The sequence below is a fragment of the Streptomyces hilarionis genome (genome assembly GCF_024539675.1).
Lineage (GTDB): Bacteria > Actinomycetota > Actinomycetes > Streptomycetales > Streptomycetaceae > Streptomyces > Streptomyces hilarionis.
In genome coordinates this window covers 1-22,286 of the sequence record NZ_JAHHIT010000150.1, presented here as the reverse complement: position 1 = coordinate 22,286, position 22,286 = coordinate 1, and the positions used below count along the sequence as shown (strand labels likewise).

18 protein-coding genes and 1 pseudogene are annotated in these 22,286 nt (G+C 74.7%); 7 read left to right on the top strand and 12 right to left on the bottom strand.

Features of this window, described 5'->3' with window-relative positions:
- Positions 1-1,304, top strand: a 1,304-nt coding sequence (locus KMS84_RS30150; protein ID WP_438818997.1) for a C40 family peptidase, incomplete at its 5' end; no start/stop codon positions are given.
- Positions 1,305-1,317: 13 nt separating this feature from the next.
- On the opposite strand, the gene KMS84_RS30145 is transcribed toward KMS84_RS30150, so the two are convergent.
- Positions 1,318-1,491 carry a hypothetical protein gene (locus tag KMS84_RS30145; RefSeq protein WP_256919640.1) on the bottom strand — a complete coding sequence of 58 codons (174 nt, stop codon included), beginning with the start codon at positions 1,489-1,491 and terminating at the stop codon, positions 1,318-1,320.
- Positions 1,492-1,641: 150 nt separating this feature from the next.
- Between KMS84_RS30145 and KMS84_RS30140 the strand changes: the two genes are divergently transcribed.
- On the top strand, positions 1,642-2,298 hold the full coding sequence (locus KMS84_RS30140; RefSeq protein WP_438818998.1) for a class I SAM-dependent methyltransferase: 657 nt from the start codon (positions 1,642-1,644) through the stop codon (positions 2,296-2,298).
- Positions 2,299-2,332: 34 nt separating this feature from the next.
- Here the strand turns inward: KMS84_RS30140 and KMS84_RS30135 are convergent, their stop codons facing one another.
- From KMS84_RS30135 to KMS84_RS30120, 4 genes are all read right to left on the bottom strand, one after another.
- Positions 2,333-2,908: a phosphatase PAP2 family protein gene (locus tag KMS84_RS30135; protein ID WP_256919638.1), complete on the bottom strand. Its 576-nt coding sequence runs from the start codon at positions 2,906-2,908 to the stop codon at positions 2,333-2,335.
- The gene (locus KMS84_RS30130; RefSeq protein WP_438818996.1) at positions 2,901-4,292 is read right to left on the bottom strand and encodes a diacylglycerol/lipid kinase family protein; all 1,392 of its coding nucleotides are present in this window, start codon (positions 4,290-4,292) and stop codon (positions 2,901-2,903) included. The genes KMS84_RS30135 and KMS84_RS30130 overlap by 8 nt, the downstream gene beginning before the upstream one ends.
- Positions 4,293-4,490: 198 nt before the next feature.
- Positions 4,491-6,617 (bottom strand): DUF1996 domain-containing protein, encoded by a 2,127-nt coding sequence (locus tag KMS84_RS30125; protein ID WP_256919644.1) that lies wholly within the window; start codon positions 6,615-6,617, stop codon positions 4,491-4,493.
- A gap of 237 nt (positions 6,618-6,854) precedes the next feature.
- On the bottom strand, positions 6,855-7,742 hold the full coding sequence (locus KMS84_RS30120; RefSeq protein WP_438818995.1) for a hypothetical protein: 888 nt from the start codon (positions 7,740-7,742) through the stop codon (positions 6,855-6,857).
- A 192-nt stretch (positions 7,743-7,934) separates the two neighbouring features.
- Here KMS84_RS30120 and KMS84_RS30115 point away from each other — a divergent pair, with 192 nt between their 5' ends.
- Positions 7,935-8,483: a cupin domain-containing protein gene (locus tag KMS84_RS30115; RefSeq protein ID WP_256919637.1), complete on the top strand. Its 549-nt coding sequence runs from the start codon at positions 7,935-7,937 to the stop codon at positions 8,481-8,483.
- A 175-nt stretch (positions 8,484-8,658) separates the two neighbouring features.
- Here the strand turns inward: KMS84_RS30115 and KMS84_RS30110 are convergent, their stop codons facing one another.
- The 3 genes from KMS84_RS30110 to rpmG form a co-directional block, all read right to left on the bottom strand.
- A complete protein-coding gene (locus KMS84_RS30110; RefSeq protein WP_256919636.1) occupies positions 8,659-10,083 on the bottom strand; it encodes an alkaline phosphatase family protein in 1,425 nt (474 codons plus the stop codon).
- Between the two features lie 270 nt (positions 10,084-10,353).
- Positions 10,354-10,890: a cysteine hydrolase family protein gene (locus KMS84_RS30105; RefSeq protein ID WP_256919635.1), complete on the bottom strand. Its 537-nt coding sequence runs from the start codon at positions 10,888-10,890 to the stop codon at positions 10,354-10,356.
- Positions 10,891-11,009: 119 nt separating this feature from the next.
- Positions 11,010-11,174: a 50S ribosomal protein L33 gene (gene rpmG / locus KMS84_RS30100; protein WP_069772466.1), complete on the bottom strand. Its 165-nt coding sequence runs from the start codon at positions 11,172-11,174 to the stop codon at positions 11,010-11,012.
- Between the two features lie 204 nt (positions 11,175-11,378).
- Here rpmG and KMS84_RS30095 point away from each other — a divergent pair, with 204 nt between their 5' ends.
- Positions 11,379-12,068 carry a lipoprotein gene (locus KMS84_RS30095; protein ID WP_438818994.1) on the top strand — a complete coding sequence of 230 codons (690 nt, stop codon included), beginning with the start codon at positions 11,379-11,381 and terminating at the stop codon, positions 12,066-12,068.
- A 43-nt stretch (positions 12,069-12,111) separates the two neighbouring features.
- Here KMS84_RS30095 and KMS84_RS30090 read toward each other — a convergent pair whose 3' ends face one another.
- Positions 12,112-12,960, bottom strand: a complete 849-nt coding sequence (locus KMS84_RS30090) for a DUF72 domain-containing protein (protein ID WP_256919634.1) — start codon at positions 12,958-12,960, stop codon at positions 12,112-12,114.
- A gap of 118 nt (positions 12,961-13,078) precedes the next feature.
- Between KMS84_RS30090 and KMS84_RS30085 the strand changes: the two genes are divergently transcribed.
- From KMS84_RS30085 to KMS84_RS30075, 3 genes are all read left to right on the top strand, one after another.
- Positions 13,079-15,721 carry a SpoIIE family protein phosphatase gene (locus KMS84_RS30085; RefSeq protein ID WP_256919633.1) on the top strand — a complete coding sequence of 881 codons (2,643 nt, stop codon included), beginning with the start codon at positions 13,079-13,081 and terminating at the stop codon, positions 15,719-15,721.
- Between the two features lie 67 nt (positions 15,722-15,788).
- Positions 15,789-18,485 (top strand): SpoIIE family protein phosphatase, encoded by a 2,697-nt coding sequence (locus KMS84_RS30080; protein ID WP_256919632.1) that lies wholly within the window; start codon positions 15,789-15,791, stop codon positions 18,483-18,485.
- Between the two features lie 145 nt (positions 18,486-18,630).
- On the top strand, positions 18,631-19,995 hold the full coding sequence (locus KMS84_RS30075) for an FAD-dependent oxidoreductase (protein ID WP_256919631.1): 1,365 nt from the start codon (positions 18,631-18,633) through the stop codon (positions 19,993-19,995).
- A gap of 84 nt (positions 19,996-20,079) precedes the next feature.
- Here the strand turns inward: KMS84_RS30075 and KMS84_RS30070 are convergent, their stop codons facing one another.
- From KMS84_RS30070 to KMS84_RS30060, 3 genes and pseudogenes are all read right to left on the bottom strand, one after another.
- Entirely contained in the window at positions 20,080-21,105 is a 1,026-nt protein-coding gene (locus KMS84_RS30070) for a hypothetical protein (RefSeq protein WP_256919630.1), read from the bottom strand.
- Positions 21,102-21,470, bottom strand: coding sequence for a PadR family transcriptional regulator (locus tag KMS84_RS30065; RefSeq protein ID WP_256919641.1), 369 nt, complete (start codon positions 21,468-21,470; stop codon positions 21,102-21,104). The genes KMS84_RS30070 and KMS84_RS30065 overlap by 4 nt, the downstream gene beginning before the upstream one ends.
- Before the next feature lie 72 nt (positions 21,471-21,542).
- A pseudogene (locus KMS84_RS30060) lies at positions 21,543-22,286 on the bottom strand (serine/threonine protein kinase); the annotation flags it as partial.

The window sequence follows — 22,286 nt, the reverse complement described above, 5'->3', positions numbered from 1 at the left end:
GCCCCGCGCCGGCCCTGCCCGCGCCCGCCCCGGCCCCGCTCCCGGCAGCCGCCGCCACGGCCGTCCTCCCGGTGCTCGACGCCCAGCCGGCCGCGACCGCGCCGGTTGCCGCTCCGCCGGTCCAGCAGCCCTGGGACACCGCGGAACAGCAGGCGTTCCGGGCGGAGATCACGGCCGCGTGGGCGGGACGGCCGGCCGCCGCCGGCGCGGCCGACCCCACCGGCGCAGACGCGCTCCTCACCACGACGGGTCAACTCGGCGTCGTCACACCGGCGTCGGGCGTCACCGCGCCGCCGGCAGGCTTCGACGGCGCGCCGTCGCCGGGCTTCGGCGCTCGGACGCCGGGACTCGTCGCACCGGCGACCGGATTCGCGGCGTCCGAGACCGCCCTCCTCGTGCCCGCCCCCGCCGCGGCTCCCGACCCCCTCGTGCCCCTCGTGCCGGAAGCGGGCCCCGCCGCGCCCGTGGCCGGCCCCTCCCTGGGCGACAGCGGCCTGCGCGCCCGCGAGTCCGGGCTCCTGACACCCGACGGCGGAACCGGCGGCCTCACGGTCGCGACGGGCTACCCGGCCCCCGAACCGGCCCTCGCCGCGGCGACCTCCGGGTACCCGATGCCCGACTTCGGTCTCCCGGTGACCGACCCGCTGCTCCAGACGGCCGGCGCCGACGCGCTCACCGCCGGTTTCGGCCACCCGGCGTCCGGCCCGGTCGTCGCCGCGCCGCCGCTCGGCGCCGTGGCGCCCGAACTGCCGCCGACGGCGCCGGAGTACGGCTTCGCCCCGGCCGCCGACCCCGGCGTCACGGTCCCCGCGTGGGACGTGGTGACGGTCGGATCGGGGTACCCCGCCGCAGCGGCCCCCGCCGCCCCCGCGCCGGTCCAGGTCGCCGCGCCGCCGGTCGCCGCCCCCGCCGACGCCACGTTCCGCACCACGGGCACGGCGTACCTGGGGAAGGCGGACAAGGCACTCGCCTTCGCCCGCGCCCAGGTGGGCAGACCGTGCGTGTGGGGAGCCACGGGGCCCGAGTCCTACGACTGTTCCAGCCTCACCCAGGCCGCCTGGCGAGCTGCCGGGGTGACCCTGCCGCGGTCCGCCATCGACCAGGCGAAGGCCTTCACGCGGGTCAGCCTGGCCGATCTGCGCCCCGGCGACCTCGTCTTCTTCTTCGACGATCTCAGCCACACGGGCCTGTGCACCGGTGACGGCCGGATGATCCACGCACCGGGTCCGGGGGCGTCCATCCGCGAGGAGGCGATCCTCCCGTTCGGGGAGGGGGCGCTGCGCGGCGCCGTCCGGCCCGCCTGAGCGGACCGGCTCCTCAGCGCACCGCCGCGTCGGTGCGCGCCTGGGCCCTTCTGGCGTTGTTGTAGGCGCGCAGGAGAAGCTTGGACACGGCGCAGGGCGACATGTCGAAGTGACACTGACGGCAGGTGCGCGCGTGCTCCTCGTAGGCGGCGCGGGACTCCTGAAGGGCGTCCTCGGGAGTGGTCATGGGGGTCCTCCGAACGGAACGACGGTTGCCTTGGGGCGTGACTACTCGCGAGTAGCTTCCACGTCCAGAGGATTGGATCATGTTACTTACGGTAGTGAAAAACGCGTGAGTGAAACCGCACGTCACGACAGGGGGGCCGACTTGACCGACTTGACCGGCTTGACGGACGACGACGGACGGCGCGCGGCGCGGGTCTTCGACGCGCTGGGATCCGCGTACGAGACGGCCTTCGCGCACTCGGAGGCGCACCGCAGGTCGCTGGAGTGGCTGCTCGGACGGCTCACGCCCCGCAGCCGCGTGCTGGACGTCGGCAGCGGGACCGGGCGGCCGACCGCCGAGACCCTGGCCCGGGCGGGTCACCAGGTGCTGGGCGTCGACGTCTCCCCCGTCATGGTGGAGCTGGCCGCCCGGCAGGTGCCCGAGGCGGAGTTCCGCCGCGTGGACGTACGCGAACTCCCGCTGGCCGAGAGCTCGTGGGACGCCGTCTGCGTCTACTTCTCGCTGTTGCAGCTGGACCGCGCGCAGCAGGCGGACCTGATCGGCAGGCTGGCGCGGGCGGTGCGGCCCGGGGGCAGCCTGGTGCTGGCGACCGTGCCGCTCGACGTCGAGGGCGTCGACGCCGTCTTCATGGGGCAGCCCGTGCGGGTGACCAGCTTCGCCGGCGAGGCGGTCGTCGACCTGGTCACCCGTGCGGGTCTGACCGTGCTGGCCGAGGAGCACGCGCTGTTCACCCCCGACCACCCCGAGGCGGTGCCCGAGCCGCATCTCTTCCTGCACTGCGGCCGCCCCGAGGCGGCGGACGGGTAGGCGAGCGGACGGCGGGCCCGGACGGCGGGCCCGCTCAGTTCCTCGCCGCGCGCGCGGCGAGCGCCACGACCAGCGCCGCCGAGCCCGTGCCCAGCAGGGCGCCGGCCACGACGTCACCGGGGTAGTGCACGCCGGTGTGGACCCGTGAATAGCCCACCGCGCAGGCCAGCAGCCCCAGCGGGACGGCGGCGACCGGCAGCGTCGGGCCGACGGCGGCCGCGAACGCCACGGCCGAGGCGGTGTGCCCGGACGGGAACGACGCCGAGTGCGGCATCGGCACGTGCCGTCCCGGGAACGGCGAGTCCTCGGCGCGGTGCGGACGCGGGCGGCGCACCAGCTTCTTGCCGAGGAGGTTGGCGGACGCCGAGGCGACGCCGATGGCGGCCACCCCTAGCACGGCGGCCCTGCGCGGACGGCCCGCGCGCAGCGACAGCGCGGCGGCGACCGCGAAGGACAGCTTGGAGTGGTCGGCGGCCGCCGAGAGCCGACGCAGCGCGGTGTCCAGGGTGGGCGTCCTGGTCACCGTGACCGCCTCGTACAGGGCCTGGTCCAGCGTGACGAGGTCACCGACCAGACTCCGGGCGGAAAGCTTCGGGCGGCGGTCAGACATCGTAGGCCTCCTTGACGGTGCGGGGGTCGGGGCGGCCGAGGGCGAGGCGGAGGACCCGCCGCCAGTCGACCGTGGGGGGAGCGTAGGCGGCGCCCGGGCGGTGCCGGGGCACCCTGACCCGCAGGGCCGCGGGCCGTACCGTGCAGACGACGGGGGTGGCCAGTTCGAGCGCCTCGCCGTCGACGGCCACCGCGATGCGCTCCCGGTCGGCCTCCACGACGACGCGCCGGGAGGTGAGCGAGGTGATGCTGCCCGCGCGTTCGCCGAGCAGCGCGATCTCGGCGGCCTGGGCCGCGCCCTCGACGCGTACGCCGATCACCCCGAGCAGGCCCGCGTCCAGCCGGGGCCGGCGGCCGCCGCCCAGCGGATCTGCGCGGGCGTAGGCGTTGTTGCTGACCAGCAGGGCCTGCGGGGCGTGGATCTCGCTGTCGTCGGTGCGCACGTGCAGGACCGGGGCGGATTCGCCCTGGAGCAGGTCCGGCAGATGCTCCAGGGCGGTCGCGGCCTTGGCGTCGCGGTAGTCGGGGCTCTGCACTATCTCCGCGTACGCCCCGAACGAGACGGTGTTCACGAAGGCGCGTCCGCTGACGTCGCCGAGGTCCACGCGCAGTTCGACGCCGTTGGTGAGGGCGTCCAGGCTGAGCACGGGATCGGTGCGGTCGAGGCCGAGGTCCATCGCGAAGTGGTTGCGGGTGCCGGCGGCGACGACCAGGAACGGCACGTCGTGTTCGGCGGCCACGGCCGCTACCAGGGCCTGGGTGCCGTCGCCGCCCGCGACGCCGAGCAGGTCCGCGCCCCCAGCGACGGCCCGGCGGGCCTCCTCCGCCGGGTCGGTGTAGGTGTCGTCGGCCCCGAGCACGACCACCCGGGCGCCGAGTGCCTCCGCGCGCTCGACCAGGCGGTGCTTGACCACCTTGCCGCCGCCCGACCGCACGTTCATGATCAGCACCGGTCGGCGCGGCGGCGGGGTCCGGCGGTCGTGCGTGCCCTTGGGCCGGCGCACGCTGCGCAGCGAGGCGCGGGCCGACGCCAGCGCGGCGGCCCACAGCGCGAGCGCGCCCACCGCCACCGGCCACAGGCCGGACAGCGCGTACAGCACCATGACGCCGACGGGCGCGGTGAAGGCCACCAGAGCGCCGAACAGCCGGGCTCCGCCCCGATGCGCCAGCATCCACCACACGCCGGCCCCGGCCACGGCGAGCAACGCGAACCCGGAGAGCAGGATCAGCCAGCCGCCCGCGCCCGCGCCCGCCAGCACCACCGTGGCGCAGCCCGCGACCAGCAACAACGCGAGCCGGGCCCAGCCCCGCGCGCGGGAGACGGCGTCCAGCCGCGCCGCGCCGATGTGGGCCAGCGCCCCCTTCGTCCTACGTGTCTCGTTCACCGTGCGCCCGCCATGCTCATGGCTCCCTGTTGTGCGTCGACAGCGCCAACGATCTCGATCAATTGTCCATGGCCGGGCGCCCTGACGTGACCGGGCTCCCCCGGCCGGCTCCCGCGGGCGGCGCCACGGCCCCCGACGGAGCACACGGACAGGGGCCCGTCGGCAGTCCGACGGGCCCCCGGATCGTGCGGGCGGAGGTCAGGTCCGCCTGGCGCCGCGGCGCAGGACGACGAAGCCGCCGATCACGAGCAGCGCTCCCAGCGCTCCGGGCCAGAGATTGGCGCCCGTCTCGGCGAGTCCGCCCTGGACCGCCTGGGGCTCGGTCCCTCCGACGACGGCCCCGGATCCGGTGTCGGCCGGGGGCTGCGACTCGGTGGAAGCGGGCGTGGGCGCGGCGGCCGACTCCGGAGCGGTCGCGGGCGCGCCGATCTCGCCGCCCGAGGCCGCGGCGGGCGGCGACGCGGGGGCCGAGACGGCCGCCTTGGGCGAGGGCTTCGCGTAGACGCGCGGCGCGGTGCTCGCGTCGGCGGGGGCCCGGGAGGGCTCGGGCGCCTGGGACTGCTGAGCGCCCGTGTCCCCCTGCGTGCCGTTGCCCTCGTCGCCGGCGCCGGTGCCGGCGCCAGTGCCGGAACCGTTGTCCGCGGAACCGCCGTTGCCGCCGTTGCCGTTGTCCCCGGTGTTGCCGTTGTCCCCCGTGTTGCCGTTGTCTCCGGTGCCGCCGGCGCCGTTCCCGTCGCCCTTGCCGTCGCCCGAGCCGTTGCCGCCGGTGGCCGCGGACCCGTTGTCCCCGCCGGATCCGTTGTCCCCGCCGGATCCGTTGCCGCCGTCCCCGGCGTTGCCGCCGTTCCCGGCGCCGTTGTCACCGCCGTCGCCCGGCTTCGCGCCCGCGCCGCAGGTACGGCCCTGGTTGATGCAGTCGACCATCTCCCGCATCAGGTCGTCGTCGAAGACGTTGATGAAGTCGCCGTGGTCCGTCACCGGCTTGTGCAGCTGCTCGGGGAAGGAGTCCACCGCGAACAGCGGGGTCGTCCGGCCGCCGTCCTGGAGGCTCGGCGCGTCGACGTCGTACACGATCCGCTGGACCAGCTGCGGCACGGCCTTGAAGCCGTTGGGGCAGGAGCCGTCGGCGGCGGCGAAGGCCACGTGGGTGCGGTGGTTGGCGCTGTCGATGTTGGAGCCGTCCCAGCAGCTCTGGAAGCGGAAGGTGCGCACCACGTCGCTGCCGGCCGGGCACAGCGGGTACTTGTCCTTGAGCTGACGGTCCTCGAACCCGGTGCAGCTCCACGACGCGTTGGCGTTGGCCGTGCCGTTGACGAAGGCCTTGGCGTCGCCGGTGATGACGCGCAGCAGCCGGGGCATGGCGGTGACCTGGGAGCGCGGGTTGCCGACGAAGGTCAGGGTCACGTCCTTGGCGGTGACGATCTTGCCGGCGTTGCCCTCGACGCCGCCGCCCGGGCTGCCCGCGTCCCGTTCCTGATCGCCGTTCTGAAGACGCAGGACGGGCCAGTAGTACGTGGACTTGTCGCCCTGGTCCACACAGCTCGTCTCGGCCTTCGCCAGGTCGCCGTCGGAGGCGAAGGCGTTGTTGGACTGGTTGCCGATGTAGTCGTGGAAGTGGTGGGCCCCGTTGGAGACGCCCGGCGCGACGATCACGTTGTCCGAGTTGAACAGCCCGTTGGCGTTGACGCCGCAGCTGCTGGTGAAGGTGCCGCGGGAGGGTCCGGATGCGGGGTCCGGGCTCTGCCGGGATGGCTGGACGGACTTGATGTCCGCGTAGTCCGCGGCCACCGGGCCGTTGCCGGCCTGCCCGCCGTTGCCCTGCTGTCCGCCGTTACCCTGCTGACCGCCGTTGCCCTGCTGACCGCCGCCGTTCTGGTCCTGGTTCTGCTCGCCGTTGCCGTTCCCGTTCTCGTCGCCGTTGCCGTCGGCGCCCTCGTCGGCCTGGTCGTCGGAGGCGCGCAGGGTGCAGGCGGCGAGGGACTCCAGACCCTCCGGGCGGTCGCCGACGCGGTCGATGGCGACCGCGATGCGCTCGAGGGTCGCGCCGCGCTTCTCCTTCAGCGGGTTCATCACCGCGTTGTCGGCGAAGCCGGCGTCCTGCTGCACGGCCTGGGCCGAGTCCTGGAGTTGGCGGTAGGCCGCGGCGATCTGCTCGTCGAGGCGGGCGAGTTCGCGGTCGACCTCGGCGGACGCACCGTCCGGCACGCTGGTCAGCTTGCTGCCGACGTCCGGACAGTCGACGGTGACGGCGCTGTTGCCGGCCCGCCGGGTCGTGTTGCCGTCGGAGCCGTCCTCGGTGGCCGAGGCGTACACGTTCGCCGCCATCAGGCTGCCGCCGCCGAGCATCAGCGCCGCCGCCAGGAAGGTCGCGCGTCGTCCGCCCGTCGGGCGTCTGCGCCTGTTCTGTACCAAGGAGTGCTCCTACGCGTCGTGGGCGGCCATGGACAGGAAATCCCCTCGCCCCATACGCGGCTGGACCCGGAAGCGTTCAACCGCACCACGAATTCATAGCAACATCTCAGACACCGCTGGTGGCCGGCCCCTTCACGGCGGCCCCCCGGGTCAGCCCGTCGGCGGGCCGAAGGAGAGGGCCGGCAACCGCCCCCTGCCGCGGACGCGTTCGTGCAGCAGGCCCATGACGACGGCCGCCGCCACCGCGATCAGGTGCTCCCGGCCGGCGAGGTTCGGCTCGGCGATCGACTCGATCACCATCGAGCCGCCGGTGAGGGTGAAGACGATGGGCGCGCGGCGGACGACCGAGAGAAAGGTGAAGAGGCCGACGACGGCCGCGGACGGTCCGGTGTCGAGCACCCGGCCGACCTCGGGCGGCAGACCGAAGCCCCACCAGCCCGGCCCCATCGCCAGCATGACCCGCACCGAGAGGGTGCCCGCCAGGGTGGACGCGTAGGCGACGAGCAGGGTCCGGCCGCGGCCCAGGGCGAGCTCGGCCAGGGCGAAGGCGAGGAAGAGCTGGGTGATGCCGGCCCACACCGGCAGGTCGAGCGCGGGCACGTAGAGGGAGACCGGGGTGCGCAGCAGCGCCAGCCACAGGGGCAGATCGCCCTGTACCCCGCCGACGGCGCGGACGGCCGTCGCGCCCGCGGGGTGCTGGGCCAGCGCATGGAAGAAGATCACCCCCAGGCACGCCACGACGGCCAGCAGCAACGCGCCGGGGCCGCGGTGGCGCAGCTGACGCAGCGGGTCGACCACGATGCCGTGCCACTCGCCCCGCAGGGTCCGGCCCGCGAACCGGGCGGCGCGGGAGAGCGCGCCGTCGCGCGGCGCGCCCCGGTCGCCGCCCGGCGGCCGCCGTACGCCGCGGTGGGCTCCGGCACGACGGTCTCGGGCACGGTCCTCGCGGACGCGGTCGCCTCCGGCGCGGTCGTCGCGGGCGCGGTCGTCCGCGGCGCGGTCGCGAGGCCGTTCCACTTCGGGACGCAGGATGCTCAAGGTCTCCCCCACACACTCGTCGCGCGATGTTTCGTGCGAGTCACGCTCTGGAGGACGCAAAGACGCCCCGGGAGGCTTACTCGTGTGCGGTGCGTCTGCCTCACATTCCGGACCGGAACGGGGCGGGCACCGCCGGTGAGCTCCTGACTCCAGGTCACGCCACCGTCACACAGGTGGGCTAGGGTCACGTCCGTGGAACGCACTGACCAGCGGAACATGACCCCGGCCAGGTTACGTCGCACAGGGGGCCCGACCGGCCCCGGCGCCCCGGCCACCCCCTTCCCGAGCGACCGCCGCGTGACCCGCCGCCCGCCCTCGGAAGCCGGCCCCGACGCCGGATCCGCGCACCGCGCGCAGGCCGGTCCCCGTGACGGGCCCGCGCCGGTGCTGCTCGCCGACGGCCTGCTCACCGAGCGGCTCGGGCTGGACGTGCCGCAGGACACCAGGGTCGTCGTGACGGACTACGAGATCCCCCCGGGCGGGTCGCTGCCGTGGCACTACCACGAGGGGCGGGTCGTGGCCGTGGTGACGGCGGGCGTGCTGACCCGGACCCTGGCGGACGGCTCCGAGTGCGTGACGCCGGCCGGCGGGTGCATCGTCGAACCGGTCGGGCCCCGGGGCGTGCACATGGCGGAGAACCGGGCGGCGGACCCTCTGCGCATCTGCGCCCTGTTCTTCCTCCCGCGGGGCGCCGCGCTGTCTACGCGCGCAGACCCCCCGGACGCGGCCGCCGGACCCTGACCTCTGGCCCCGGCCCCGGCCCCGGCCCCGGCCCGGGCGAGCGTCGGCCCGGGCGGACGTCGGCCCGGGCAGGCGTGGGCGCAACGGACGATCGCGGGGCGGGACGGGGCGGACCAGGACGGGCGGATCAGCGCGTACGGCCGCTGCGGCCGGCCGCCGCCGCGGCCCGCCCCGATCAGGTGTGCGGCCTGCGGCCCGGCTCCTGGGCGGGGAAGCTCTGCTCGGCGCCCGGCAGCGTCGGCCTGGGCAGGGTCGCCACCTCCTCCTGCGCCCTGCTGAGCTGCTCGGCGGTGTCGCCGGGCAGTGCCGGGGCGGGCGACTGGGGGGAGCCGAAGCGGAAGGCCGAGGTGAGGTCGCCGAAGGCGCCGCGCCGCCACGCGCTGATGTTGGGCTCCTCGACGCCGGTGAGCGTTTCGAGGAACCGCAGGGTGGAGGTGTGGTCGAAGGCCTCGGAGGCCACCCAGCCGCCCACGGTCCAGGGCGAGACGATGATCGCCGGCACCCGGAAGCCTCCTCCGATCGGCAGTCCGGCGACGAACTCGCCGGGGGCGCCGGCCGGCGGGGTCGGCGGCGGGACGTGGTCGAACAGGCCGTCGTTCTCGTCGTAGTTCAGGATGAACGCGGTCTTGGCCCACACGGCGGGGTTGGCCGCGATGGCCTCGATCTTGGCGGCGACGAAGGCCGCGCCGGCCGCCGGCAGGAAGTCGGGGTGCTCCGACTGGTGTCCGGGCGGGACGATCCAGGACACCGTCGGCAGCCGGTCGTTGCGGGCGTCGTCCTCGAACGTGCCCTCCGGCTGCGGCCGCACGCCCCTCTCGTACAGGTCGGAACCCGGCAGGGCGTCCCGGAACGCGGCGAACTGCTCCAGCAGGTTGCAGCCGTAGTCGTCCTCCTGCTGGTACACCTTCCAGCTCACGCCGGCCGCCTGGAGCCGTTCCGCGTACGTCGTCCAAGTGAACGGAGTCGGGGCGGAGTTGCGGATGACCGGGCCGCCCTCCTGCCCGTCCGGGTCGATGCTGCCGGTCATCCACATCAGGCGGTTGGGCCAGGTCGGACCGAGGACCGAGCAGAAGTAGTGGTCGCACACGGTGAAGGTCTCGGCGAGGGCGAACTGGAACGGGATGTCCTCGCGCGTGTAGTAGCCCATGACGTAGGGGCCGTTCGCGCCGTCGGCCGTGCGGTGGGCCGGCAGCCAGCGGTCCATCCGGCCCTCGTTCCACGCCTCGTGCTGCACCGACCAGGCGTGACTGGTGGACGGGATGGCCTGGGCGCTGGAGGTGCGGGTGTCCAGGTGGAAGGGGAGGAGGTAGCCCCTCGGGTTCTGGTCGTCGGGCTGGTGGAAGACGGACCGTCCGGTGCCGAGGGTGAGCGCTGCCGGGTCGGCGAAGCCGCGCACGCCGGACAGGGTGCCGAAGTAGTGGTCGAACGAGCGGTTCTCCTGCATCAGCAGGACGACGTGTTCGACGTCCGCCAGGGATCCGCGGGCGGGCCGGCCGGCCGCGACGGCCTTCTGGACGCTCGGCGGGAGCAGGGAGACGGCCGCGGCGCCCAGCGCGCCCGCGGCCGAGCCGAGGAGTCTTCGGCGGGTCAGTTCGGCCATGCGTGTCGCACTCCTTGCTGAGCGGAGAAGCGGGGGGTGAGGTGGGGAGGACGGTCGGAGCGCCGGCGGTACGCGTCCGCCGTGCGCGTCCCGTGACCCGCGTCCGTCGGATCCGGTGCGACGCCCGTGCGTCCGCCGGATCCGGTGCGGTGGACCGCGCGCGCCCGGGAGGCGGTCCGGAGACGGTCCGCGGGCCCGGCTGCGCCGCGTGGGTGACGCCGCGTGGGTGCGCCGCGTGGGTGCGTCAGAGGCGGTGCGGCGTACGGGCGTTCAGGTCCACAGCCGCGAGCTGTCGCACACCCGGGCGCCCATGTTGCGTTCCATCATCTCCAGCGCGGCGTCCGCGAGGTCGGCGTGGATGTGGGCGACGGCGTCGCGGGGGACGGTGACGTCGAAGTGCCGGATGTGGGCGTCGAGGGCCGAGTACAGGACGCACTGCTCGGTGACCTGCCCGCACAGGACGAGGTGGTCGACGCCCTCCTGGTCGAGCAGGTAGGACAGCGGGGTCTCGAAGAAGACCGAGTGGCGTGCCTTGACGACGAACAGCGACGCCTCGTCGGGGCGCAGCGGGTCGACGAGGTCGGCGTGCGGGCCCGCGAGGGCGGTGTCGAGCAGTTCGCCGTGGTGCGAGCGCCACTGGCCGAAGTTGTCGTTGACGTACACGACGGGAACGTCGGCGCGGCGGGCCCTTTCCAGGAGACCGGCGGCCACCGGGACCACCCTGCGGGCCGACGGCAGGAGCAGGTCGGCGTCGGGATGGTCGTAGGTATTGATCATGTCGATGACGATCAGCGCGGTCTTGCTCATGCCGCTATGGGTTCCCGGTCGGACGGGAATATGACGGCACGTCACTCGTCCGCCCACAAGAGCGGCCGGGGTCCCGGCGCGGGACCCCGGCCGTGGCGCCGGGTCGGGCCGTCAGGGCCTCACCTCTCCTCACGGAAGGAGACGTGCCGGCCGGCGACCGGGTCGTACTTGCGCAGGACCAGGCGGTCGGCGTCGTTGCGACGGTTCTTGCGCGTCACGTAGGCGACACCGGTTCCGGCGGTCGACCTGAGGGTGACGACGGGGCGTGCGGTGCTGCGGGCCATGAGGGCCTCCTTTCACCGGCTCGCACCGATTGAGCGGTGCATGCCAGTCACGCGGTACAACGCGGGCCGTGCCCGGCGCATTCCCGGTGGGCGGCGACGACCGGGTGCGCGGGCACGGCGGCGGAATCTCGGTGGCCGGGGCCCGGGGCCCCTCGGTTACAGTGCTCCGCCGGTATCGCGCCGGCGTCGAGAGGAGACTCAGCGGTGCGCAGTGGGGTGGGGAACGTGCGGGACGGGCGGAGCGTACGGCGGGGGCTGACGCTGGCGGCCCTGTTGACGGGGTTGCTGACGGGATGCGCGGCCGCGGAGGACGAGGGCGTGAAGGCGGGGGCGTCGGGGGCGTCGGCCGGGACGAGTGCGAAGACGGCCGCGCGCGGAGGGTCCGTGGGGGCCTCCGGGTCCGCCTGCGAGCTTCCGGTCGCCTTCGACGTCGCCGAGTTCTGGAAGGCCAAGGCGGTCGACGCGAACGAGGCGTCCGCCGCCTCCGGCGACCTGGCGGAGCTCGCCGACGCCCTGCTGCGCCAGGGGCCCGTGACCATGGCCTGCGAGATCGACGCCAAGCCCGCCGGGAAGATCGGCTTCCTGCGCGTGTGGACCGGAGAGCCGGGCGACGCCGACGCGCGCGCCGTGCTGAAGGCCTTCGTCGCCGCCGAGAAGGGGGCGAGCAAGGCCGTGTACCGCGCCTTCACCTCGGGCGACGTCACGGGCGCGGAGGTCGAGTACGTGACGACGAGCGAGCTGCTGGAGGAGAGCAAGGCGGAGCGCGCGCTCGCCGTGACGACCCCCAGGGGCCCCGTGGTGCTGCACCTCGGCGGGATGGACAGCCAGGAGCACGAGGCGATGCTTCCGGCGTACGAGCTCGCCAAGAGCACCCTGCACGTCAACGCCGCCTGACGGGCCGGCGTCGGCGCCACGGCGCCGGCGCCGGCCGGTCCGGTCAGACGTCGAGCAGGGCGCGCATCCTCTCGGCGGCGCGCACGGCCGCGTCGCCGCAGCAGTTGTTGAAGAGCACATGGACCTGCTCGGTGCGCCGGGCGAGCTCGCGCACCCTCGGAGTCCACTCCGCCAGCTCCGCGTCGGTGTACTCGTGCCGGAAGCGGTCCTCCTTGCTGCCGCTTCCCCAGGCCCGGCTGCGGCCGTGCAGCCGGACGACCGCCAGCCGCTCGCAGGTGACCGGCGTGACGGGCGGTATCGCCGACGCCAGGGACTGCTCCATGTCGACGGCGACGGCGGCGAAGCCGTGCGAGCGCAGCAGGTCGGTGGTGATCCGGCGCTGTTCGGCCCCCCGCCACCAGTCCGGATGCCGGAACTCCGCGCAGACCGGCCAGCCGGCGGTGCGCTCGGCGCACTGCGCGAGGAACGCGCGGGCGCGCACGCCGGGGCGCAGCCACGGCGGGAACTGGAAGAGGACGGAACCCAGCCGGCCGGTCTCCCGCAGCGGCTCGATGCCGTCCGCGAACCGGCGCCACACCTCGTCCAGCGCCTTCGGGCCGCGCACGTCGTCGGGCAGCCCGGGCGGCAGCACCGCGGGACGGGTGGGGTGGCCGGTCAGCAGGGAGAAGGCCTTCACGTCGAAGACGAAGCGCTCCGGGGTCCGCTGGGCCCACAGCGCGCTCGTGCGCTCGGTGGGCAGCGCGTAGTAGGTCGCGTCCACCTCGACGACCGGGAAGCGTTCGGCGTAGTGGCGCAACCGGCCCTCCGCGTCCCGCCTTCCGGGGGGATACCAGCCGCTGGAGACCAACGCCCGGTCCGTCCACGAGCACGCGCCCACCAGAATCTCACCCATGGCGGGGCGGATACCCCGCCGGAAGCCCTTCTCCCGGACGGCGCGAGGATGCACATCCGGCCGGGTGTGGCGCATTCTTGCTGTGTCGCCCTCGCGCGGCACGGACGAGGTAGGGCCGATGACTGGGAGCGCCGGGGACGAGCGGAAGCCGTCCGGACCGCCGCCCGCGCTGCTGACCGGAACCGTGGCGGAGGCGCTGCGGGCGGCGGACGGCAGCGCCGCGGGCGTGTACCTGTGCGCCGCCACGCCCGGGCTGCTGCGGCTGTCGGTGCTCACGGGGCTGCCTGGTCCGCTGTTCCGGCCCTGGTGGCGGGTGAACGTCGACCGTCCCTTCCCGGTGGCCGAGGTGCACCGCACGGGCGTCCCGGTGGTGCTGGCGAACGCCACCGAGGCGATGCGCCGCTATCCGCAGTTCGCGGCGGGCCTGCCCTTCCAGTTCGGCTCCCTGCACGTGCCCGTCACCGCGGGCGACCGCGCCTTCGGGGTGCTGACCGTCCTGCGCTCGGCGCTCGCCGACCCGGCGGAGGCGCTGGCCGGCCGGGAGCGGCTGACGGCGGTGGCCGACACCCTGGGAGCGGCCCTGCTGCGGCACGCGGCGGACGGCCGGGACGTCACCTGGGACGACGAACCGCTGTGCGTGCGGCCGCCGGCCGCGGGTCCGGCTCCCGGGCGCGTCGGACGGTTCTCCTGGGACCCGGCCACCGGCGCCGTCGCCGTGGACGAGCACGCGCGCATCCTCCTCGGGCTGCCCGGGGGCGGCTTCCCCGGCACCCTGGAGGCGCTGGTCCGGGCCGTCGACGCGACGGACGCCCTGCGGCTGCCCGGCCTGTTCGCCCGGACGGCCCGGGGCCGTCCGCCGCCGCTGCCGGTCCGGCTGCGCACCGTCGACGGCGGTCTGCGGCTGCTGGAGCTCTGGGAGGCGAGGGGCGCGCAGAGCCCCGCCGACGCCCCCGCCGGGTCCCCCGCGGCGCCGTCACCCGTCGCCGGGGTCCTCCTCGACCCCGGTCCGGGCGCCCTCGCCGACGGAGCGGCCGACCTGCTCCCGGAGGGCGTGTTCTGCCTGGACCGGATGGGGTTCGTGGTCTATGCCAACCCCCGGGCCGGGCAGCTCCTGGGCGTGCCGCGCGAGCTGCTGGTGGGCCGGTCGCTGTGGGATTCGGTGCCCTGGCTGAACCAGCCGACCTGCGAGGAGCACCTGCGGGGCGTCCTGCTGGCGCCCGAGCCGGCGCACTTCCATGTGCGGCGCCCCTCCCCCGCAGCCCCCTCCGGCGACGGCGGGCCCGCGCAGGGGCGTCCCTACGAGGGGGACTGGCTGCGCGTCTCGCTGTATCCCGGCGCCGACCTCGTCACCTGCACCGCGGTCCCGGCGAGCCGGGTGCCGGACGACGCGCTCGCCGAGCCCGCGGACGCGCCCCCGCCGGACGCCGCCGCGTCGACCGCCCCCTTCTACCGGCCCATCGTGCTGGCCATCGCGCTGACGGAGGCGGTCACCGCGCGGCAGGTCTCCGCGGTGGTGATGCGGGAGCTGCTGCCGGCGTTCGGGGGCCGCATGCTGGCCATCTACCTGCTCCAGGAGCGTCATCTGTACCTGGCGTGGGAGTCCGGCTTCCCCAGGGGATTCCTCGCGCCCTTCGAAGGGGTGGGCCTGGACGCCCGGCTGCCGGGCGTGGAGACGCTCACCACGGGCCGGCCGCTGTTCTTCGACTCGATGCAGCAGCTGGCGGACGCCTATCCGGGCATCGCCCTAGACGCGGAGGAGGGCGCCCGCGCCTTCCTGCCGCTGATCGCGTCCGGCCGGCCGGTCGGCTCGTGCATCCTCGGCTTCGACCGCTCGCGCAGCTTCGGCTCCGAGGAGCGCACGGTGCTCACCGCGCTCGCCGGACTGATCGCCCACGCGATGGAGAAGGCCCAGCGCTACGACACCGAGGCCGCCCTGGCCCGCGGGCTCCAGCAGGCGCTGCTCCCCCGGCGGCTGTCGCAGCACCCGCGCGTGGAGACCGCGGGCCGCTATCTGCCGGGCACCGAGGGCATGGACGTGGGCGGGGACTGGTACGACGTCGTGGAGGCCGGGGACGGGCTCGCCCTGGTCATCGGCGACGTGCAGGGCCACGGCGTGCAGGCGGCGGCCACGATGGGGCAGCTGCGCAGCGCGGTGCGGGCGTTCGCGCTCTCCGACCGGCCCCCGCAGGAGGTCATGGGCGGGACGAACCGGCTGCTCATCGACCTCGATCCGGGCCAGTTCGCGAGCTGCTGCTACGTCCGGCTGGACCCTGCCACGGGACTGGCCCGGGCCGCCCGCGCCGGGCACCTGCCGCCGCTGCTGCGCCACCCGGACGGCCGGACGGAGGTCGTGGAGCTGCCCGGCGGGGTCGTCCTCGGCGTGGACCCGCGAGCCCACTACCCGGTCACGGAGCTGCGGTTGGAGCCGGGCGCGATCCTCGCCCTGTACACGGACGGCCTGGTCGAGCGGCCCGGCCACGACATCGACGAGGGCATCGCCGCACTGCGCAGGGCGCTGGCCGAGGCGGGCGGGCCGGCGGTGCGGACCCGGCCCGACGGCCCCGCACCGGCGTCGGCCGCCGACGCAGGCGCACCCGGCGCTCCCGCTGCCGCAGCCGACGGCGCGCCCGGCCGGGCCCTCGGAGCCGTCGCCGACCGGCTCACCGCGCTGGCCCGGCACAGCGCCGACCGGCCCGACGACATCGCCCTGCTCCTGGCCACCCGGCGCGCCGGCCGAAACGATCACCCATGGCGAGCGTGAGCGGCGCGTCCTGTGACCCTGTGTGACGCCTCTCGCCTCATCCGGCCGGGCAGTGTAGACATGGCACATGGTCCGACTCCTGGGGCGCGCGGATGCCCGGCCGGCCCGTCGTCCCCGGGACCCGGCGGCCCGGCGTACGCCCGAGTCCGCGCTCGGCGGGCGCAGTCTCGCCGCGCAGGTGTTCGTCCTGCAAGTGGTCATCGTGCTGCTTCTGGTGGTGGCCGCCGTGGTGGCGCTGCTGCTCCAGGTGCGGCACGACACCACCCAGGAGGCCCGCAACCGGTCACTGGCGGTGGCGCAGACGTTCGCCAACTCGCCGGGCATGGTCGCGGCGCTGGAGAGCCCGGACCCGACGGCCGTCCTGCAACCCCGGGCCGAAGCCGCCCGCAAGGCCTCGGACATGGACTTCATCGTCGTCATGAACACCGAGGGCATCCGCTACACCCATCCCAAGCCCGACCGCATCGGGAAGAAGTTCGTCGGGAACATCCAGCCCGCGCTGGACGGCGGGGTCGTGGTCGAGGAGGTCGACGGGACCATCGGCCGGCTGGTCCAGGCGGTGGTGCCGGTGCGCGCGCCCGACGGGAAGGTGGTCGGGCTGGTGTCGTCCGGCATCACCACGGCGCACGTCGGCGGCACCGCCGACCGCCAACTGCCGCTGCTGCTGGCCAGCGCCGCCGTCGCTCTCGCCCTGGCCACCGCGAGCACGGCCCTGGTCAGCCGGCGGCTGCTGCGCCAGACCCACGGCCTCGGGCCGCGGGAGATGACCCGGATGTACGAGCACCACGACGCCGTGCTGCACGCCGTGCGCGAAGGCGTCATCATCGTCGGCGGCGAGGGCGACCTGCTGCTCGCCAACGACGAGGCGCAGCGCCTGCTCGACCTGCCCCCGGACGCCGAGCGACGGCAGGTCCTGGACCTGGGGCTGGACCGGGACACCGCCGAGCTGCTGGCCTCCGGACGGATGGTCACCGACGAGGTGCACCTGGTCGGCGAGCGGCTGCTGGCGATCAATCAGCGGCCCACCGACCTCGCGGGCGGTCCCGCGGGCAGCGTCGCCACCCTGCGCGACTCCACCGAGCTGCGCGCCCTGTCGGGCCGGGCGGAGGCGGCCCGCGAACGCCTCGACATGCTGTACGCGGCCGGCGTGGGCATCGGGACGAGTCTGGACGTGACCCGTACCGCCGAGGAGCTGACGGAGCTGGCCGTGCCGAGGTTCGCGGACTTCGCGACGGTCGACCTCTTCGACGCCGTGCTGGAGGGCGAGGAGCCCGAGACGCGGGGCGCGCTGCGGCGCACGGCGATCAGCGCGATCCGCAAGGGGGCGCCGCTGTACACGGTGGGCGAGCGGATCCGCTTCGTGGACAGCTCGCCGCAGGGCCGCAGTCTGCGCGAGGCCCGCGCCGTGCTGGAGGCCCGCCTCACCGATGCGCCGGGCTGGCGCGCCCAGGACCTGGAGCGCACCGAGCAGGTCGTGGAGTTCGGCATCCACTCGCTGATCACCGTGCCCGTGCGGGCCGGCTCGCTGATGCTGGGCGTGGTGAGTTTCTGGCGCTCGGAGCGGCCCGACCCGTTCGATCCGGACGAGGTGGTGCTCGCTGAGGAGCTGGTGGCGCGGGCCGCGATCTCCATCGACAACGCGCGCCGCTTCACGCGTGAGCACGGTATGGCCGTCACGTTGCAGCGCAGTCTGCTGCCGCGCACCCTGCCGGAGCAGAACGCCCTGGACATCGCCTACCGGTACCTGCCGGCGCAGGCGGGCGTGGGCGGCGACTGGTTCGACGTGCTGCCGCTGTCGGGGGCCCGGGTCGCGCTGGTGGTGGGCGACGTGGTGGGCCACGGTCTGCACGCTGCGGCGACCATGGGCCGGCTGCGCACCGCCGTCCACAACTTCTCGGCCCTGGACCTGGCGCCGGAGGAACTCCTCGGGCTGCTGGACGAGTTGGTGGCGCGCATCGACCAGGACGAGGCCGACGACAGCGCCAACGCGCCGGTGTCGGGGGCGACCTGCCTGTACGCCATCTACGATCCGGTCTCCCGGCGCTGCACGATCGCCCGCGCCGGCCATCCGCCGCCGGCGTTGGTCCACCCCGACGGGCGGGTGGAGTACGTGGAGGTCCCCGCGGGGCTTCCGCTCGGGCTGGGCGGGCTGCCGTTCGAGACGGTGGACCTGGAACTGGCCGAGGGCAGCCGCCTGGTGCTGTACACCGACGGGCTGGTCGAGGACCGGGAACGGGACATCGACACCGGTCTGGAGCTGCTGCGCACCTCCCTGGAGCGGGGCGCCGGGGGCACGCCGGAGCAGGTCTGCCGGGGCGTGCTGGACGAACTGCTGCCGGCCCGCCCGAACGACGACATCGCGCTGATCGTCGCGCACACCCGGGCGCTGGGCGCCGACCGCGTCGCCGAATGGGACGTGCCGCTGGATCCGGCGGCGGTCGGCGAGGTGCGTGCCGCGGTGGTCCGGCAGCTGGCGCGCTGGGACCTGGAGGAGCTGTCCTTCACGACCGAACTGATCCTCAGCGAGCTGGTGACCAACGCGATCCGTTACGGCAGCGCGCCGGTGGGCGTACGGCTGCTGCGCGACCGCACCCTGATCTGCGAGGTCTCCGACAGCAGCAGCACGTCGCCGCATCTGCGGTACGCGGCCATGACCGACGAGGGCGGGCGCGGGCTGTTCCTCGTGGCGCAGCTCACCGACCGCTGGGGCACCCGCTACACGCCCAAGGGCAAGGTCATCTGGGCCGAACAGCCCCTGCCCTGAGGGCGGTCGGCGGTCGCGCCGCCCGGCCGCACCGCTCATAAAGTGTGGTTATGAGTCCATAGACCGGACCCGCGTACCGGGTTAGGCATGCCTCAGTTTAGGCTTCCCCCGAGTCGATTCATCGCCACTCGAAGGGAACCTGATCATGCCCCGCCCCCTGCGGGTAGCCATTGTCGGAGCCGGCCCCGCCGGGATCTACGCCGCCGACGCGCTGCTCAAGTCCGATGTGGCCGCCGACCCGGGTGTCTCCGTCGACCTCTTCGAGCGCATGCCGGCCCCGTTCGGCCTGATCCGCTACGGCGTCGCCCCCGACCACCCGCGCATCAAGGGCATCATCACGGCCCTGCACCAGGTCCTGGACAAGCCGCAGATCCGGCTCTTCGGCAACGTCGACTACCCGAGCGACATCAGCCTGGACGACCTGCGCGCCTTCTACGACGCGGTGATCTTCTCGACCGGCGCGACGGCCGACCGCGAGATGTCGGTGCCCGGCATCGACCTCGACGGCTCCTACGGCGCCGCGGACTTCGTCTCCTGGTACGACGGCCACCCCGACGTGCCGCGCACCTGGCCGCTGGAGGCCGAGAAGGTCGCGGTCCTGGGCGTCGGCAACGTCGCCCTGGACGTGGCCCGGATCCTGGCCAAGACGGCGGAGGAGCTGCTCCCGACGGAGATCCCCGCGAACGTCCACGAGGGCCTGAAGGCCAACAGGGCGCGGGAGATCCACGTCTTCGGCCGGCGCGGCCCCGCGCAGGCGAAGTTCTCCCCCATGGAGCTGCGGGAGCTGGACCACTCCCCCACCATCGAGGTCATCGTCGACCCCGAGGACATCGACTACGACGAGGGCTCGATCGCGACCCGGCGCGGCAACAAGCAGGCCGACATGGTCGCCAAGACGCTGGAGAACTGGGCGATCCGCGACGTCGGCGAGCGCCCGCACAAGCTGTTCCTGCACTTCTTCGAGTCGCCGGCCGAGATCCTCGGCGCGGACGGCAAGGTCGTCGGGCTGCGCACCGAGCGCACCGCCCTCGACGGCACGGGCAACGTCAAGGGCACCGGCGAGTTCAAGGACTGGGACGTCAGCGCGGTCTACCGGGCGGTCGGCTACCTCTCGGACAAGCTGCCCAAGCTGCCGTGGGACCTCGACTCGGGCACGGTCCCGGACGAGGGCGGCCGCGTGATCGAGGAGTCCGGCGGGCACCTGCAGTCCACGTACGTCACGGGCTGGATCCGGCGCGGTCCGATCGGCCTGATCGGCCACACCAAGGGCGACGCCAACGAGACGGTGTCGAACCTGCTGGACGACCACGCGAACGGCCGGCTGCACACGCCCGTCTCCCCCGAGCCCGAGGCCGTGGACGCGTTCCTCGCCGAGCGCGAGGTCCGCTTCACCACCTGGGAGGGCTGGTACCGGCTGGACGCCGCCGAGAAGGCGCTGGGCGAGCCCCAGGGCCGCGAGCGCGTGAAGATCGTCGAGCGTGAGGACATGCTGCGCGAGAGCGGCGCGTAAGCATCCGCTGAAGCGTGCGCGGAGGGGCCCGGCGGACACCCGCCGGGCCCCTCCGCGCGGTCCTCCCGCCGACGGCCGACGCCGTCAGCGGGAGGAGGCGAGGTCCCGTCCGCCGACGACGGCGAGGGCCGCGGTCAGGAGCAGCGCGGCCGTTCCCTGGACCACGAAGGCGACCAGGGTGCCGGTGGGCATCGGGATGCCGCGCCACGGGTAGAGCGCGGCCAGCCGCAGCGCCAGGACCAGCAGCCCCAGGACGGCGAGCGCCAGGGTGGCGTCCGCGCCCCCGCGACCGTGCCGGGCCCGCCACGCGAGGCGTCCGAGGGCGACCAGCAGGAAAGAGGTCGCCGGGGCCCAGACCGGGTCCGCGGCCATCGGCGCCAGCACGACCGAGGCGCCCATGACCACGCAGCAGCCCAGGTAGGCCAGGCCCGGCGGCAGGACGGGCAGCACCGGCGCGGGCGCGTCACGGTGGTGGGCCGTGCACAGGGCCAGGGCCGAGAGCCAGGCGAGGACCAGGGAGACGGGGGCGTACGGCGTGCTCGGCGGCAGGGCGTCCGTCACCAGGGGTGCGACGAACGGCCACAGGCTGGGCAGCGCGGCCAGGAGCGCCGCGCTCTGCGCGAGGCGGCGACGGCCGTGCAGGAGCGCGAACCAGGACACGGTCCACAGCAGCGGCAGCAGCCCGATCGCCGTGGCGGCGACCGGGGGAACGGTCCCGCCCCCGGTGAACCCGGTGAGGAACGCGTGCCACTGCGCGGACCCGCCGGTCGCGGCCCAGGTCAGCTCCAGCACCCGGTCGACGACCGCGGCGGCCGCCTGGAGCAGCACGGCGACCAGCGCGAACAGCCGGACGGCCGAGCCGAGCAGGGCGTAGCCGCGCGGCGCGGCGCCGGCGGCGCCCAGCCGGGTGCGCACGGCGAGGGCGGCGATGCTGGCGGTCTCGCCGAGCGTGGGCCGGCTCTGGTCCTGCGTGTCGCGGTCGACGTCCCAGAGGTAGACCTCGACCATCTCCTCCTCGCGTTCCCGGCGGTAGTACGCGGGCAGCATGCGCAGGACGGTGCGGTAGCGCGCTTCGAGCAGCGTCGTCGCGCCGGTCGTCGTACCGCTCATGCCAGACCTCCGGCGAGTCCGGGCCCGGGGGCGGGCGGGATGACGGGGCCTGGGGTCCGGCGCCCCTCGGCGATGCGTCGCCGGGCCGCGCCGGCGCCGGCCGCCATGCGGTCGGCCTCAGCGGCGAGCGCCCGGATCCCCTCGTCGGTGACGCGGTAGTAGCGCCTGAGTCTGCCCTGCTGGACCTCCTCGCGGTCCAGGGCGATGAGCCCGTCCGCCGTGAGCCGGTCGAGCACGCCGTACAGCGTGCCCACCCTCAGCTGCACCTCGCCGCCGGAGAGCTCCTCTATTTCGCGGAGGATGCCGTAGCCGTGTCTGGGCTGGTCGGCGAGGGCCGTCAGCACGAAGAAGGCGGGCTGGGTCATGCTCTTCGATGCCATGGGACCGAATATATCGGAAGCCAATATATTCAGCACGCCGAAACACCGGAACGTCCGTCAGCCGTCGTCGCGCGGGTGGGTCTCGATCACCCGGCCGTGCACGTCGGCCTTCAGGTACGCGCTCCCGTAGTCGTCGGACAGGTAGACGCTCATCGTCGGCTCGGTGTCGAAGACCGTCGACGCCGGGTTGACCAGCAGATACCGGCTCGTCGGCTGCGGGACGCCGAGGGTGCGGCCGGCGCGGGCGAGCAGCGCGGGCACCGCGTCCCAGTCGTAGAGGCGCAGGTCGACGGGGAGCGTGCCGGTCATGACGGTGCCGCCCGGCCCGTCCTTCACCGCGACGTCGCCGCCCCGGTACATGTAGCGGTCGTAGAGCCGGGGACGGCCTGAGACCGGCGCGTCGGCGATGGCGTACTCCTCGTACACCGCGAGGCTGGTGACCTTCGAGCCGCCCATGGCCGCGGTGAGCTTGTCGACGGTGCGCGCGACGCCGTCCCCGCCGAGCAGGTCGACCTTCCGCGCGGCGGCCCCGCCGGATCCGGTCCGGGGCGTCTGCCGGCCGGCCGGCGCCGCGGGGGCGCTCGACGAGACCGCGGCGCCCGACGCGGAGGGGGCGCCGTCGTCGTGCGCATCCGTGCCCAGGTGCGGCAGCAGCGCCCACACCAGGACGCCCGTGAGCGCGGCGGCGGCGAACGCCCCGGTCAGGACGGCGCCGCGCGGCCGGGTCGCCCGGCGCGCCGGACCAGTGTGCGGCACGGCGGGCGTCGCGTCGCCGGAGGGGGACGGGCCCGGGGGCTGGGA

Excerpts from the sequence above, each read along its gene's own strand:
- KMS84_RS30090 (WP_256919634.1), bottom strand. The coding sequence starts at position 12,960 with ATGGGTGAGATTCTGGTGGGCGCGTGCTCGTGGACGGACCGGGCGTTG.
- KMS84_RS30080 (WP_256919632.1), top strand. The coding sequence starts at position 15,789 with ATGGTCCGACTCCTGGGGCGCGCGGATGCCCGGCCGGCCCGTCGTCCC.
- KMS84_RS30125 (WP_256919644.1), bottom strand. The coding sequence starts at position 6,617 with ATGGCGGCGAACGTGTACGCCTCGGCCACCGAGGACGGCTCCGACGGC.
- KMS84_RS30070 (WP_256919630.1), bottom strand. The coding sequence starts at position 21,105 with ATGAGCGGTACGACGACCGGCGCGACGACGCTGCTCGAAGCGCGCTAC.
- KMS84_RS30065 (WP_256919641.1), bottom strand. The coding sequence starts at position 21,470 with ATGACCCAGCCCGCCTTCTTCGTGCTGACGGCCCTCGCCGACCAGCCC.
- rpmG (WP_069772466.1), bottom strand. The coding sequence starts at position 11,174 with ATGGCCCGCAGCACCGCACGCCCCGTCGTCACCCTCAGGTCGACCGCC.
- KMS84_RS30105 (WP_256919635.1), bottom strand. The coding sequence starts at position 10,890 with ATGAGCAAGACCGCGCTGATCGTCATCGACATGATCAATACCTACGAC.
- KMS84_RS30145 (WP_256919640.1), bottom strand. The coding sequence starts at position 1,491 with ATGACCACTCCCGAGGACGCCCTTCAGGAGTCCCGCGCCGCCTACGAG.
- KMS84_RS30075 (WP_256919631.1), top strand. The coding sequence starts at position 18,631 with ATGCCCCGCCCCCTGCGGGTAGCCATTGTCGGAGCCGGCCCCGCCGGG.
- KMS84_RS30085 (WP_256919633.1), top strand. The coding sequence starts at position 13,079 with ATGACTGGGAGCGCCGGGGACGAGCGGAAGCCGTCCGGACCGCCGCCC.
- KMS84_RS30135 (WP_256919638.1), bottom strand. The coding sequence starts at position 2,908 with ATGTCTGACCGCCGCCCGAAGCTTTCCGCCCGGAGTCTGGTCGGTGAC.
- KMS84_RS30110 (WP_256919636.1), bottom strand. The coding sequence starts at position 10,083 with ATGGCCGAACTGACCCGCCGAAGACTCCTCGGCTCGGCCGCGGGCGCG.